Below are 13,865 nucleotides of genomic sequence, written 5' to 3'. Positions count from 1 at the left end.
CCTACATAGGAATGCAAGCCAATCGTTTCCACGCACCCCTCACGCGAGGCCTTGATGAATTCTCAAATTCTGTCGCTTCTGGTCCTGGCTGGGATCGCGGTATTCCTGATCCTGCGCCTCAAGAGCGTTCTTGGCTCGCGCGAGGGATTCGAGAAGCCGACGGCATCCGCCTCGTCGCAGACGCGATCGGACCGGCCCAGCTTCGAGGTGATCGAGGGCGGACCGGATCACGACATCGTCGATCACGTTCCGGCGAACAGCCCCGCAGCCAAGGCCCTGGCGCAGATGAAGCAGGTCGAACCGAGCTTCTCCGTGAGCGAGTTCCTGTCGGGCGCCCGCGGCGCCTACGAGATGATCCTGATGGCGTTCGAGCGCGGGTCGCTCGACGACATCCGCCAGTTCCTGTCCCCCGATGTCTACGACAGCTTCGCCGAGGTCGTCGCCGCGCGCGAGGAGCAGGGCCTGACCATCGAGGCCGAGTTCATCGGCGTGCGCGAACTGACGCTGTCCAACGCGACCTTCGACACGACGAGCCGCGAGGCCGAGATCACCATGACCTATGTGGGCGAGCTGACCTCGGCCGTGCGCGACCGCGACGGCACGATCGTCGAGGGCAGCACCTCGCAGGTGAAGCGCCAGAAGGACACCTGGACCTTCGCACGCGTCATGGGCTCGGACGACCCGAACTGGCAGCTGGTCGCCACCGGGGAATGACACCCGGTCTGCGGGCGATCCTCCTCGCGGGGTGGACCATGGCGGCAACCTCCGCGAGTGGCGGCGAGGGCGGTTCCGACCCGATGCCCGTGCACCACACGATCATGCAGTTCGCCGATCTCGACGGCTGGGACCGGGACGACCACGAGGCCGCGCTCGAGACGTTCCTCGTGACCTGCCGCGACCTGAAAGATCCGGACTGGCGCGCGCTCTGCGCGGCCGCGACCGACCACGCTGGCAAAGCACGGCAGTTCTTCGAGCTGTTCTTTCGTCCCGTTCTCGTGACCGAAGGACCGCCGCAGGACGACGCCGCGCTCTTCACCGGCTATTTCGAGCCCGAGCTGACCGGCGCGCCCGAACCCGACGACCGCTTCCGCTACCCGCTCTACAGCCTGCCGCCCGAGCTTCCGGGCGTCGAGGGGCCGTGGCTCTCGCGTCGCGACATCCTGTCCGGGGACGCGCTGAACGGCCGCGGGCTCGAGATCGCGTGGGTCGACGATCCGGTCGAGCTGTTCTTTCTCCAGATCCAGGGATCGGGCCGCATCCGCTTTCCCGACGGGCGCATGATCCGCGTGGGCTACGGCGGCGCGAATGGCCACGAATACCGTTCGATCGGCAAGGAGCTGATCCGCCGCGGCACGTTCGAGCCGCACCAGGTTTCGGCGCAGGTCATCAAGAACTGGGTCCGCGACAATCCGCTCGAGGGCGAGGAGCTGCTGTTCCACAACCCCTCCTACGTCTTCTTTCGTGAAGTGAGCGAAGTGCCCGCCGACCGGGGGCCGCTCGGCGCGATGAACCGTTCCGTCACGCCCATGCGCAGCATCGCGGTCGACCCGGCATTCACCCCGCTCGGCGCGCCTGTCTGGATCGAGAAGGCGGGCGAGGCACCGCTCAACCGGCTGATGGTCGCGCAGGACACGGGCTCCGCCATCAAGGGGGCGCAGCGCGCCGACGTGTTCGTGGGTACGGGCGACGCCGCGGGCAAGCTCGCCGGGACCTTCCGTGACCCGGGCCGCATGGTCGTGCTCCTGCCGATCCAGCGCGCCTACGCCCTCTTGCCGGAACTCGTGCAATGAAGGGGCGTCGCCCCCGTCCGGAGGAACTCGAGCTCTGGTCCCAGGTCGCGCGCAGCACGAGCCGCCTGCCCGGCCGGCCCAAGTTCCGCGCCAGTGCGCCGCCGCCAAAGGCCGCGGTTCCGCGCATGCCGGAGGATGCGCCGCCCGCTGCCGAACCCCTGCCCGAGTTCCGCATCGGCGAGAAGGCCGGCGGCGGCGGCCAGAACGGGACCGCGATGCCGTCCTACCGCGCCGCGCCGCCCGCCATGGATGCCAAGGCCTATGGCCGCATGAAACGCGGCAAGCTGCATCCCGAGGCGCGCATCGACCTGCACGGCATGACCATCGAGCGCGCGCATCCCGCGCTCGTCGGGTTCATCCTCGGCGCGCAGGCGCAGGGCAAGCGGCTGGTTCTGGTCATCACCGGAAAGGGCGCCCCGCGCGAGCCGCACGACCCCGCGCCGCGGCGCCGGGGCGTGCTGAAACAGCAGGTGCCGCAATGGCTGCGCCTGCCACCCTTGGGTGGCGCCGTGCTGCAGGTGTCCGAGGCGCATCTGCGCCATGGCGGTGGCGGCGCCTATTATGTGTACCTGCGCCGGCTGCGCTGAGGGGTCAGGTGCGCGCTGCGGCCCGTTCGTTCCGCCTGAGGCGCGACAGGCCCGCGAGGATCCCGCCCGTCGCGGCGGCGAAATAGACGGCGATGCCCAGGTATTGCGCCTCGATCCCCACCTGCAGGTCGATCAGCGCCCCGGTCAGCCCGGGCCCGATGGCGGTGCCGAATACCATGATCGCGGTCCCCATGGACTTGATCGCGCCCAGGTGCCGCGTGCCGAAATATTCCGCCCAGAACGCGTTCGGCAGCACCGCCTGCGCGCCTTGCGTCAGCGCGAGGAAGGTCAGCCCCGCACCGGCCGACCAGAGCGCATCGCCCGCGCCGAACAGGGCGAAGGACGCGATGCAGGGCAAGAGGTAGAACGGCAGCACGCGCCCGAGCCCGAAACGGTCGATGGCGCCGCCTGACAGGAGCATCGCCGCGACGGTCACGAGGGTGAAGAGCGGCATGAATGCCACCAGCTCGATCAGGTCCCAGCCCTTCACCTCGGTGAAATGCACCTGCTGGAAGAAGAACGCGGTGCCAAAGGCGGGCGGGCCCAGAAGCGCCGGCACCATCGCCCAGAACAGCGGGTGCCGCAGCACCTCGCCACGGCGCCAATGGCGCCCGTCGAGGCCCGTGCTCTCGTCCTCGGAGGCCATGCTCTGCGGTGTCCGCTCCGCCGACAGGAGCCACAGCACCAGGGGGATGCCCGCAAGCGCGACGAGCGCCGAAAGGACCCAGAGCGTGCGCCAAGGAAGGATCGCCATCGCCGCGACGAAGATCACCGGCAGGACCGCCTGCCCCAGCGTGACGCCGAGCCCGGCGATTGACAGCGCGCGGCCCCGCGCGGCGATGAAACGGCGCGACATGGCGACCATGCCGATCAGCGACAGCATGCCCTGCCCGAAGAAGCGCAGCGCGAGGATCGCCACCGGCAGGAGCCATGTCGCGCGGTTGCCCGCCATGGCGCAGCATGCGATGGCGAGGCAGACCAGCGCCGCCGCGCCCAGGTGGCGCGAGCGGTAGCGGTCGGTCAGCGCGCCCGCGAAGACCATCAGCATCGCCGAGACGGTGGTGCCGAGCGAGTAGATCCCGCCCCACGCCGTGTGACTGAGCCCGTATTCCGCCCGGATCTCGCCCGCGAAGACCGAGATGAAGAACGTCTGCCCGAAGCTCGACAGGAATGTCAGGAGCGCGCCGGCGGCGAGCCAGCGGGCGTTGTCACGAAGAAAGACGAGTAGCGGCATGTGCCCATGACTCCGACGGCCCCGGGCCGTGCGCAAGGGGAATCGCCGCGGCTCAGGCCGCTGCGCGGCCGGCGAAGTCGCGCAGGTGGTGCGCCACGAGCTCCGGCGCCTCCTCGTGGGCGAGGTGTCCGAGCCCCGGCAGCATCGTGCAGGTCGCGTCGGGCATGCGGCGGGCGGCGTCCTCGGCCCCGCGGGCAGGCACGGTCCGGTCGTTGTCGCCCAGAAGGAAGAGGCTCGGCGCCCGGATGCCCGGAAGGTCGCCGATGAGCGCCTCGAGCGACCATTGCGACATCATGAGAAGCGCGCCCTCAACATGCGCGCGGTCGCCGAGGAGCCGCTGGTAGAGCCGGACGCCCTCGGCATCGAGGCGCGACCCGGTCCCGGCCAGCAGCGTTTCGGTGCGAGCGGGATTCACGAGACCCGCGCGCACGAGGTCGGTGGCGAAGGGGGTGAGCGCGATCATGCGCGCGGCCATGGGGAAGAGGACGCCCGCAAGCCCCCGGAAGGGTTCGAGCGCGGGGTTCACGGCGACGATCCGCGGGACCGGGTGCATGGTCGCCGCCATCCTGAGCGCGACCGCCGCCCCGGCGGAATGGGCAAGGATCACCTGCGGAGCCCAGCCCTCGTGGACGACGAGCCGGCGCAGGTCCTCGGCCATGAACGGCAGGGAGGACCGGAACCGGGTCGCGAGCCGCGAGAACCCGTGCCCGGGCAGGTCCACGGCGATGCAGCGATGGTCCCGCGCGAGAAGAGGCATCAGCCCGCGCCAGGAATGTGTGGCGCCGCCCGCGCCGTGGATCATCAGGAGGTCCGGACCCTCGCCCATGACCTGCACGTGCCAGCGGTGCGGCTTCACCGCGATCTGTCGTGACGCCTCTGCATGTGGCCAGCCGTCGAGGTCGCGCGGGAAATCCACGCTCAATCCCCGAGCGCGTCGGAGATCCCGGCCCGGACCGCGGCCGCATCCGAGCGCGGCAGCGCAAGTGCCGGGAGACCCATGCGCCCGGCGAGCGCCGCGAGATCCGGGTTGGGCCGCGTGCCGGTATCGATCACCGCGCCCGAAAGCTGCAACGCGCCGAGAAGCGCCGCCATGCGTTCTGAATCCGCGCGCGCGGCGGCGCGTCCCGAGCGGCCGTCGAGCGGCACGTTCGCCCGCCCGTCGGTCAGCAGCGCCACCGCCGGCGTCATGCCCTGCCGAGCCGCGCGGATCGCCAGCGCGTGCACGGCGGCGAGGCCCGCGGCGAGCGGCGTGCCGCCGCCCCCCGGCAGGCCTGCAAGGCGCCGCTTGGCCTGGACAAGCGACCGCGTGGGCGGCAGGGCAAGCTCGGCGCCGGTGCCGCGAAATGTGACGAGCGCCACGCGGTCGCGTTTCGCATATGCCTCCGCCAGCATCAGCTCGACGGCGCCCTTGGCCTCGGCCATCCGGGCCAGCGCGGCAGAACCCGAGGCGTCGACGCAGAAGATCACCAGCCGGTCGGCGCGGTCCTCGTACCGGCGCACGTGGATGTCGCCGCGCCGGACGATGACGCCCGGGCGGCCGGGCTGGCCTTCGCGCCGCAGTGCCTGCCAGGGCGCCGCCGCGCGCAGCGTCGCCACCAGGTCGATGCGCGCCTCGGACGAGGGCCGGCCGGGACGCGAGGGCAGGGGCCGCCCGCGTCGCGTGCCGCGCCGCCGCGCGCCTTGGCCCGATCCGGCGCCCTGCGCCGCCCGCGCCGCGCGCGCCTCGAGCACGCCGGGCGGCAGCAGGGCCCTGACCGCCTCGATCAGCAGCTCCTCGGGCAGGGCGTCGCCCGTCTCCTCCGGGGCGGCATCCTCCGGGCTTTCGGGCTCGGGCTGATCGTCGGCATCGTCCTCCTCGGGCTCCGGCAGCATGGTCGCGCGGGGTGCCAGCACCAGCTGCGCGGCGATCTGCAGGTCCTGTGCGCCGACGGCATCGCGCCGCGACAGCGCCGCATGCGCCCGCGCCGCCGCCGCGGCGAAAAGCACCGCGCGCAGGCCCGGCACGCCGAGCCGCGCGGCCGCGTGCACCAGGGCCTCGAGCGCGTCGTCCGCCAGCTCGACGTCCCGCAGGCGCCGCCGGGCCGATGCGATCTCTCCGTCCTCGAGCGCGATCTCGGTCAGCGCCGCCGCCCGCACGCCGCTCAGGTCCAGCGCGAAGGCCAGCCGGTCAGTCAGACCCTCGGGCGCAACCTCGGTGTCGATCCCCTCGTCGAGAAGGATCAGCGCATGGCCCGCGCGCGCGTCCAGCGCCTGCCCGAGGCGCGCGGCCAGTCCCCGGGGACAGCGTTCGGCCATCGACAGGACCAGCGTCGCGGGCCGGGCGAGCAGACCCGCCTGCGTGACACGCCGGCCGGCGGCGAGGCTTGCCGCGATGTCGATGCCGCCCGACAATTGCGCGTCGTCGATGCCGGGGGCGATGCGCCGTTCGGGGGGCAGGGCGGCGGGCAGTCCCGACAGCAGCCGCGCCCGCGTCTCGTCGGCCCGCGCCCGCACGTGCACCCCGCCGAGCCCGTCCGGGTCGATCGCGAGGAGTGCCAGCGCCAGCTGCCCGGCGACCCAGACCTCGAGCGCGTCCTGCCTCATGCGAAGACGTCGTCGACCGTGCGCGCGACGCGGGCACTCGATCCCGCCTCGTCCAGCGGATCGCGGCGCAGGCGGTGGCTGAGCGCCATGGGCGCGACGCGGCGCAGGTGGTCGCGATCGACGACGCGCGCGCCCTCGAACGCGGCCAGCGCCCGGCCTGCCCGCTGCAGCGTCAACTCGCCCCGGAGCCCGTCCGAACCGAGCGCCAGGCAGAGCTCGGCGCAGTCGCGCAGTGCCGCGTCCGGCGTCTCGACCTCCGGCAGGAGCCTGCGCGCGGCGAGGATCGCGTCGCGCACCTTGCCATCCTCGGTGCGCCACCGCTCGAGGAAGGCCTGCGTGTTCTGCTCGTAGGCGACGCGCCGGCGGATCACCTCGATCCGTTCCTCGATGTCCGTGGGCGAGGCGACCTCGACCGACAGGCCGAACCGGTCGAGAAGTTGCGGACGCAGTTCGCCCTCCTCGGGATTGCCCGAGCCCACGAGCACGAAGCGGGCGTCGTGGCGCACCGACAGGCCCTCGCGCTCGATCACGTTGCGCCCGGACTGCGCCACGTCGAGCAGCAGATCGACCACGTGGTCCTCGAGCAGGTTCACCTCGTCGATGTAGAGGTAGCCGCGGTTCGCGCGGGCCAGGAGGCCCGGCTCGAACGCCTTCTCGCCCCTCGACAGCGCACGCTCGATGTCGAGCGCCCCCACCACACGGTCCTCGGTGGCGCCGAGCGGCAGGTCGACGACCGGCGTCGGCACCTCGCGCAGCGCGCCCGTCACGGTTTCCCACTCGGCCTGGTCCTCGGGACGGGCGGCGTTCGTGGGGCTGCCCTCGACCACCGTGATCGGCGGCAGCAGCGCCGCGAGCGCGCGCACCGCCGTCGACTTGCCGGTGCCGCGGTCGCCGAAGACCAGCACCCCGCCGATGCCGGGATCGACCGCGGTCAGCAGCATCGCGCGCTTCATCGCGTCCTGTCCGACGATCGCCGAGAAGGGGAAAGGCTGTGTCATGCGCACTGCTCCTGTGGGAGAGGGGGAACGAGGATCCGCGGGCTCTGGCCTTCCCACGACCCGGTCTCGCCGTGGATTCGGAACCGGGCATAGAGCTCCTCGCGGAACCAGCCGCCCTCGCGGACGGCGCGGATGGCGCGCGCATGCGGTCCCGAGGACCGCGCGAACCGCGCCATGGAGTCGACATCCGGCCAGATCGAGAACGTCACCTGCTGCAGGAACGGCACCTCGCCGATGCCGATCTTGAACAGGACGTTGGGGTCGCTGCCGATGCGGCGCGAGATGTCGGGCTGGCGCCGCCAGAACCGCGCGGCGCGGGCCGGCCTCACCGTCGCGCGGGTGAGCGCCGCGATGGGCCCGGCCTGCGTGTCGGTCCCCGCGGCGAACGGCTCGGCGCCGGACCACCGGCCGCGGGCCGAGATCGGCGACAGGAACAGGGTCCAGTCCTCGGCCGCGCGCGCCCGGTAGCGCGCCCAGAGCGACGAGGCCGCAAGCTGCCGCTCGGCCGTCGCGGCATCCTGCCAGACGGCGAGGATCGCGTATACGCCGGTATTGGGGATGGGCGTGAAGCCCTCGCCGCTGCCCGACCCGCAGAGCTTCCAGAAGGTCAGGCCCTCGTGTCGGGGCAGCGACAGGCGTGCCGCGCCCATCATGCCGAGCGCCCAGAGGCGCGCGCTTGCCGTGTCGAAACGGAACAGGCTGAGACTTACGATCTGCATCCCGGACTCATGATCTGTAAACTAAGTCTGACACGATACGGCGCCAAAAGAAAGGGCAGGGGTTCACCTCACCGCGGATTGTCAGGTCATGTTGACAGGTGTACCGTCGGGACTCGATGACAAAGCTCGATCCGTCCCTTGCGACCTCGGTTCGCGACCAGGCCCGCCCCCACGCGGCGGTGATCGGTGCCGGCCTGGGCGGCCTGGCCTCGGCCATGCGGCTCGGCGCGATGGGCTACCGCGTCACGGTGGTCGACCGGCTCGACGTGCCGGGCGGCCGCGGCTCCGCGCTCTGGCGCGAGGGCCACAGGTTCGACCTCGGACCCACCATCGTCACCGTGCCGCAGGTCTTCGAGGATCTCTGGGCGGCCTGCGGGCGCACCTTCGCAGACGACGTTGACCTCCGTCCGCTTGATCCGTTCTACGAGATCCGCTGGCCCGACGGCTCGACCTTCGCCGCCCGTCAGGACACCGAGGCGATGCGCGCCGAGGTGGCGCGCCTGTCTCCGGACGATCTCGGGGGCTACGACCGGTTCCTCGCCGACAGCGCGGCGCGCTACTGGTTCGGCTTCGAGGACCTGGGCCGCCGGCCCATGCACCGCTTCCGCGACCTGCTGGCCGTGCTGCCGGACTTCGTGCGGCTGCGCGCCGACCGGTCGGTGCATGCCCATGTCGCCCGGCGGGTGCAGGATCCGCGCCTGCGCATGGCACTGTCGTTCCACCCGCTCTTCATCGGCGGCGATCCGTTCCGGGTCACCTCGATGTACATCCTCGTCAGCCACCTCGAGAAGGAATTCGGCGTCCATTACGCCATGGGGGGCGTCGCGGCGATCGCGCGCGCCATGGCCGACGTGATCGCGGGGCAGGGCGGTCTCCTGCGCATGGGGACCGATGTCGACGAGATCCTCGTCCGGGACGGCCGCGCCGCTGGCCTCAGGCTCGCCGGCGGAGAGATCCTGCGCGCCGACATCGTCGTGTCGAACGCCGATCCCGGCCACACCTACGATCAGCTCCTGCGCAAGGCGCCGCGCCGGCGCTGGACCACGCCCAGGCTGGCGCGCGCGCGCTGGTCCATGGGGCTGTTCGTCTGGTATTTCGGCACCCGCGGGACGCGCGGCATGTGGCGCGACGCGGGGCACCACACGATCCTGAACGGGCCGCGCTACGGCGATCTCGTGCGCGACATCTTCCGCCGCGGCGTGCTGGCCGACGACATGTCGCTCTACGTGCATCGGCCCTCCGTCACCGATCCCGGCGTCGCGCCCGAGGGCGACGACACCTTCTACGTGCTGTCCCCGGTGCCGCATCTCGGCCACGACGATCCCGTCGACTGGGACGCCATGCGCGACACCTACCGCACGAAGGTGGCGAAGGTGCTCGACGAGCAGCTTCTGCCGGGCTTTGCCGACCATCTCGGACCCGAGGAGGTCTTTACCCCGACCGAGTTCCGCGACCGCTACCTGTCGCCCCACGGGGCGGGGTTCTCGATCGAGCCCCGCATCCTGCAGAGCGCCTGGTTCCGTCCGCACAATGTCAGCGAGGAGCTGCCCGGCCTCTACCTGGCCGGCGCGGGCACGCATCCGGGGGCGGGGCTGCCCGGCGTCATCTCGTCGGCCGAAGTGCTGGCGAAACTCGTCCCGCATCCCGCCGAGGTGTCCCGATGATCGATCCCGACGACCTCGCCCGCTGCCACGAGATGATCCGTCACGGGTCGCTGTCCTTTCACGCGGCGTCGCGGCTCCTGCCCGCGCGGGTGCGCAACCCGGCGATGGCGCTCTACGCGTTCTGCCGTGTGGCCGACGACGCCGTCGACCTGCAGGCCGAGAAGGCCGCGGCGGTCCTGCGCCTGCAGGAACGGCTCGAACGGGTCTATGCGGGCCGGCCGGACAACGCGGCGCCCGACCGGGCCTTCGCTCAGGTGGTCGAGTCGTTCGACATGCCCCGCGCGCTTCCCGAGGCGCTGCTCGAGGGCCTGGCCTGGGACGCGATGGGCCGGCGCTACCGCACGCTGTCCGAACTGCACGCCTATTCCGCCCGCGTGGCCTCTGCGGTGGGGGCGATGATGTGCGTGCTGATGCGGGTGCGCGACCCGGACGCGCTGGCGCGGGCCTGCGACCTTGGTGTCGCGATGCAGCTCACCAACATCGCCCGCGACGTGGGCGAGGACGCGCTCGAGGGGCGGCTCTACCTGCCGCTCGACTGGCTCGACCGCGCGGGCATCGACCCCGAGGCGTTCCTGCGCGATCCTCGGCCCACGCGGGCGCTGCGCAAGATGGTGCGCGATCTCGTCCTGCAGGCCAACCGCCTCTACTACCGCGCCGAGGCGGGGATCGGGGCGCTGCCGCTCTCCTGCCGCCCGGGGATCTACGCGGCGCGGCACATCTACGCGGGCATCGGCGGCGCGGTGCTGGCGTCGGGATGCGATTCGATCTCGTCGCGGGCGCGGACCACGCGGGCGCAGAAGCTGTGGCTGCTCGGTGTCTCGGCGTTCCGCGCGGGCGTCACGACCTGCATGCCCCGCTCGGCGGTGCTGTATGCGCGTCCCCTGCCCGAGGTGGGGTTCCTGATCGACGCGGCGGCGGTGTCGTCGCCGGTCTGGCAGCGCGAGGACACGCTGTTCGAGGCGCTGAACGCGCTCGCCGCGCGACAGCGGGCGGAACGTGCGTCCTTGAACCGGGGATCCCTGCGCGCTAGCTGATCCCGCATGTTCTGGATCGTCTTCGCGATATTCCTCGGCGCCTGCTTCGCGGCAGGTTCGACCGGCGGCCTCTTCCCCCCGGGCGCGTGGTATCGCGGTCTCGACAAGCCTGCGTGGACGCCGCCCGACTGGGCATTCCCGGTGACGTGGACCACGCTCTACCTTTGCATGTCCTTCGCGGGCGCGCGGGTCGCGATGGCGGACGACAACGGCATCGCCATGGCGCTCTGGGCCCTGCAGGTCGCGCTGAACGGGCTCTGGACGCCGGTCTTCTTCGGGCTGCGGCGCATCCGGCTCGGCATGGTGGTGCTGGCCGCGCTCTGGTGTGCGGTGCTGGCCACGCTCGTCGCGCTCTGGCAGGTCGACGTCCTGGCGGGCGCGTTGTTCATCCCCTACCTCGTATGGGTCAGCATCGCGGGCGCGCTCAACTTCTCGGTCTGGCGTCGCAATCCGAACGAGGTCCCGGCGCCGGCCGAGTGACGCTCAGCGCGCCGGGTGGTCGTCGTTCCGGTCCGACAGGATCCGGTGCCGCGCGCCTTCCATGTCGTCGTATTGCGCGTGGCGCAGCGACCACATGAAGGCGCCGAGCCCCAGGAACCCGAGGAACAGCGACACCGGGATGAGGAAGACGAGGATGTTCATCGGCCGAGCCTCACGGCGTTGAGCGAGACGGTGATCGAGGATGTGGACATGGCGAGCGCGGCAAGGAGCGGTGTCGCCGCACCCATGAGCGCCACGGGAATCGCGACCACGTTGTAGGCGGCGGCAAGCCACAGGTTCTGCGCCATCCGACGGCGGGCGAGGCGTGCGAGCGCCAGCGCCTCGGGCACCACGGACAGGTCCTGACCCAGCAGGACGATGTCGGCGGCGCTGCGCGCGGCGTCGAGACCCGAATGCGGGGCGATGGAGGCATGGGCCGCGGCGAGAGCCGCGGTGTCGTTCAGCCCGTCGCCCACCATCAGCACGCGGTGCCCATCGGCAGCGAGCGAGTCGAGCGCAGCGACCTTGTCCGCGGGCAGGAGACCGCCGCGCGCATCCGCGATGCCCAACCGGGCGGCGATTTCCGCCACTGCGCCCGCGCCATCCCCGGAGAGGAGCATCACCCGGACACCCGCCGCCCTGAGCCCGGCCACGGCATCGGACGCGCCGTCGCGCAGGGTCTCGGCCAGCCGGATCCGGTGCGGGGCCTGCCCGTCGATCGCCAGCCACAGCGCGCTCGTGCCGTCGTCGCTGCCGCCGGTGAACGACGCACGGCCGAGCCGGACGCGGCGCCCCTGCCACGTGCCCTCGACGCCCTGGCCCGGCACCTCGCGCCGGTGTTCCACCGGCGCAGGCGACTCGCCCGCGCGCCGCGCATGCGCCGCAAGTGCGCGGGCGGCGGGGTGGTCCGATCCCTCGGCCAGCCCCAGCGCCACCCGCAGGTCGGTGCCCTGCGGCGCATCGGCGATGGCGGGCGTACCGGTGGTCAGCGTGCCGGTCTTGTCGAAGACCACGACGTCCACCTCGGCCAGCCGTTCGAGCGCGGTCGCCGACTTCACCAGCAGCCCGCGGCGGAACAGACGTCCGGACGCGGCCACGGACACCGCCGGCACGGCGAGGCCGAGCGCGCAGGGGCAGGTGATGATGAGGACGGCGATGGCGATGCCGAGCGCGTGCCACGCGTCGCCCGAGAGCGCCCACCACGCGACGAAGGCCGCCGCCGACAGGACGTGCACGAGCGGCGCGTAGATGCCGCCCGCCCGGTCGGCGAGGGAGACGTGGCGCGAGCGCGCGGTCTCGGCCGTGGCGACCAGTGCCGCCAGCCGGGCCAGCTGCGTGTCCTGTCCCGCGCGCGTCACCCGGACCACCAGTGCGCCTGTCAGATTGGTCTCGCCCGCGGCAACGGCATCACCCGGGGCCGCGGCGACGGGCAGCGTCTCGCCGGTCATGGCGGCGCGGTCGATGTCGGTCTCGCCCTCCACGATCTCGCCATCCGCGGGCAGGCGCTGGCCCGGCAGCACGCGGATCAGGTCGCCGGGCAAAAGCGCGTCGCTGCGCACGGCCTCGGGGCCTGCGGCACCGATCCGGGTCGCGGTGGCGACGTCGAGCGCCGAGAGCTCCGCCGCCGCCGACCGCGCCGCGCGCCGGCACGACAGGTCGAGGTAGCGCCCCGCCAGCAGGAAGAAGGTCAGCGACAGGGCCGCCTCGAACCAGGCATGCCCGCCCGCGCCGCTCAGCGCCTCGGCCGCGGACATGAGCGTGGCGAGCAGGATGGCGAGCGCGATCGGCACGTCCATCCCGAGCCGCCCCGCGCGCAGGGACCGCACCGCACCCGCGAGGAATGGCCGCGCGGAATAGGCGATCGCCGGCACCGCGATCGCGGCCGAGATCAGGTGGAAGAGGTCGCGCGTTGCGTCGCTCGCCCCGGACCAGACCGCCACCGACAGCAGCATCACGTTCATCATCGCGAAGCCGGCGACCCCGATCCGCAGCAGGAGGTCGCGCGCGCCCGCGTCCGGCCCCGTGGCGAGCCGACCGGTGTCGAGCGGGTGCGCAGGAAGCCCCGCGCGTTCGAGCGCGGTGCAGAGTTCGGTCGCGCCGATCGTGCCGTCGGTCGTCACCAGCGCGCGCTTGAGGCTCAGGTTCACGCGGGCCGACAGCACCCCGGGCTCCGCGCCAAGCGTGCGTTCGGCCGTGGCGATGCACGTCGCGCAGTGGATCGTCGGCAGGTGGATCAGGATGTCGGGCAGCACAGTCGCGCCCGTCTGGGGGCGCTGGGCGGCGATGCCGCCGCAGGCGCAGGCGGCGGCGGTCATGACGGCGCCCCGTTGTGCAGCGTGACGCGGTGCCGCCAGGGCGTCCCGTCGGCGGCCGTGGCCTCGAGCTGCAGCATCCAGGCGCCGGGGCCGGGCAGCGGGCCCGCGCGCCAGCCGGTCCCGTCCCGGGTGAGGGGCAGTGCGCGGTCCTCGGCGTCGGTGGTGGGCCGGCCGAGCGTCAGGTCCAGCGCGGCCCCCTGCACGGGGTCTCCTTGCGCGTCGGTCAGGGTCACGCGCAGCGTGCCGTCCGGGGCGATCTCGGCTCCCGCGCTCCAGCCCAGTCGTTCCTGCCGGGCGCGTTCGGCGTCGAAGCTCTGGCTCGCCACGTAGGAACTCGCCACTTCGAGGCCCGGGAACGTGTGCACGGCATTGACCGCCAGCGCGACGTTCACCGCGATGACCGTGCCGAAGCCCAGCCCGAACATCGCCAGCACCTTGGGTCCCGTGATCGTCGTCGGCAT

General features: G+C 72.4%; 14 protein-coding genes. 6 read left to right on the top strand and 8 right to left on the bottom strand.

Annotated elements, in window-relative coordinates; translation table 11 throughout:
• The first annotated feature begins 54 nt into the window (after positions 1 to 54).
• Genes RISW2_RS11700 through RISW2_RS11690 form a run of 3 tightly spaced genes read left to right on the top strand, consistent with a single transcriptional unit; the run spans position 55 to position 2,377 of the window.
• The gene (locus tag RISW2_RS11700; RefSeq protein WP_043771122.1) at positions 55 to 714 is read left to right on the top strand and encodes a Tim44/TimA family putative adaptor protein; all 660 of its coding nucleotides are present in this window, start codon (positions 55 to 57) and stop codon (positions 712 to 714) included.
• The gene (gene mltA / locus RISW2_RS11695) at positions 711 to 1,790 is read left to right on the top strand and encodes a murein transglycosylase A (protein ID WP_043771118.1); all 1,080 of its coding nucleotides are present in this window, start codon (positions 711 to 713) and stop codon (positions 1,788 to 1,790) included. The genes RISW2_RS11700 and mltA overlap by 4 nt, the downstream gene beginning before the upstream one ends.
• Positions 1,787 to 2,377 (top strand): Smr/MutS family protein, encoded by a 591-nt coding sequence (locus tag RISW2_RS11690; RefSeq protein WP_043771116.1) that lies wholly within the window; start codon positions 1,787 to 1,789, stop codon positions 2,375 to 2,377. The genes mltA and RISW2_RS11690 overlap by 4 nt, the downstream gene beginning before the upstream one ends.
• A gap of 4 nt (positions 2,378 to 2,381) precedes the next feature.
• Here the strand turns inward: RISW2_RS11690 and RISW2_RS11685 are convergent, their stop codons facing one another.
• Genes RISW2_RS11685 through crtA form a run of 5 tightly spaced genes read right to left on the bottom strand, consistent with a single transcriptional unit; the run spans position 2,382 to position 7,911 of the window.
• A complete protein-coding gene (locus RISW2_RS11685; protein ID WP_043771112.1) occupies positions 2,382 to 3,611 on the bottom strand; it encodes an MFS transporter in 1,230 nt (409 codons plus the stop codon).
• A 52-nt stretch (positions 3,612 to 3,663) separates the two neighbouring features.
• Entirely contained in the window at positions 3,664 to 4,527 is an 864-nt protein-coding gene (gene bchO / locus RISW2_RS11680; protein ID WP_043771109.1) for an alpha/beta fold hydrolase BchO, read from the bottom strand.
• A 2-nt stretch (positions 4,528 to 4,529) separates the two neighbouring features.
• Positions 4,530 to 6,194, bottom strand: a complete 1,665-nt coding sequence (locus RISW2_RS11675) for a magnesium chelatase subunit D (RefSeq protein WP_084615363.1) — start codon at positions 6,192 to 6,194, stop codon at positions 4,530 to 4,532.
• Positions 6,191 to 7,192: a magnesium chelatase ATPase subunit I gene (gene bchI / locus RISW2_RS11670; protein WP_043771106.1), complete on the bottom strand. Its 1,002-nt coding sequence runs from the start codon at positions 7,190 to 7,192 to the stop codon at positions 6,191 to 6,193. Before bchI ends, RISW2_RS11675 begins: the two co-directional genes overlap by 4 nt.
• A complete protein-coding gene (gene crtA / locus RISW2_RS11665) occupies positions 7,189 to 7,911 on the bottom strand; it encodes a spheroidene monooxygenase (RefSeq protein ID WP_051491966.1) in 723 nt (240 codons plus the stop codon). The genes bchI and crtA overlap by 4 nt, the downstream gene beginning before the upstream one ends.
• Positions 7,912 to 8,027: 116 nt before the next feature.
• Between crtA and RISW2_RS11660 the strand changes: the two genes are divergently transcribed.
• From RISW2_RS11660 to tspO, 3 genes are read left to right on the top strand one after another with little or no spacing between them, the layout of a single operon-like run.
• Positions 8,028 to 9,575: a phytoene desaturase gene (locus RISW2_RS11660; protein ID WP_043771103.1), complete on the top strand. Its 1,548-nt coding sequence runs from the start codon at positions 8,028 to 8,030 to the stop codon at positions 9,573 to 9,575.
• Positions 9,572 to 10,609 (top strand): 15-cis-phytoene synthase, encoded by a 1,038-nt coding sequence (gene crtB, locus RISW2_RS11655; RefSeq protein ID WP_043771100.1) that lies wholly within the window; start codon positions 9,572 to 9,574, stop codon positions 10,607 to 10,609. The genes RISW2_RS11660 and crtB overlap by 4 nt, the downstream gene beginning before the upstream one ends.
• Before the next feature lie 6 nt (positions 10,610 to 10,615).
• A complete protein-coding gene (gene tspO / locus RISW2_RS11650; protein ID WP_043771097.1) occupies positions 10,616 to 11,089 on the top strand; it encodes a tryptophan-rich sensory protein TspO in 474 nt (157 codons plus the stop codon).
• A gap of 3 nt (positions 11,090 to 11,092) precedes the next feature.
• On the opposite strand, the gene ccoS is transcribed toward tspO, so the two are convergent.
• Genes ccoS through RISW2_RS11640 form a run of 3 tightly spaced genes read right to left on the bottom strand, consistent with a single transcriptional unit; the run spans position 11,093 to position 13,865 of the window.
• Complete coding sequence (ccoS, locus tag RISW2_RS23980; RefSeq protein ID WP_084615362.1) at positions 11,093 to 11,251, bottom strand: cbb3-type cytochrome oxidase assembly protein CcoS; 159 nt, start codon at positions 11,249 to 11,251, stop codon at positions 11,093 to 11,095.
• The gene (locus RISW2_RS11645) at positions 11,248 to 13,404 is read right to left on the bottom strand and encodes a heavy metal translocating P-type ATPase (RefSeq protein ID WP_043771093.1); all 2,157 of its coding nucleotides are present in this window, start codon (positions 13,402 to 13,404) and stop codon (positions 11,248 to 11,250) included. Before RISW2_RS11645 ends, ccoS begins: the two co-directional genes overlap by 4 nt.
• Positions 13,401 to 13,865: a FixH family protein gene (locus tag RISW2_RS11640; protein ID WP_043771090.1), complete on the bottom strand. Its 465-nt coding sequence runs from the start codon at positions 13,863 to 13,865 to the stop codon at positions 13,401 to 13,403. The genes RISW2_RS11645 and RISW2_RS11640 overlap by 4 nt, the downstream gene beginning before the upstream one ends.

Source organism: Roseivivax isoporae LMG 25204, from assembly GCF_000521865.1.
GTDB lineage: Bacteria > Pseudomonadota > Alphaproteobacteria > Rhodobacterales > Rhodobacteraceae > Roseivivax > Roseivivax isoporae.
The sequence above is the reverse complement of the archived record's forward strand: the minus strand, read 5'-3'. Positions and strand labels throughout refer to the sequence as shown.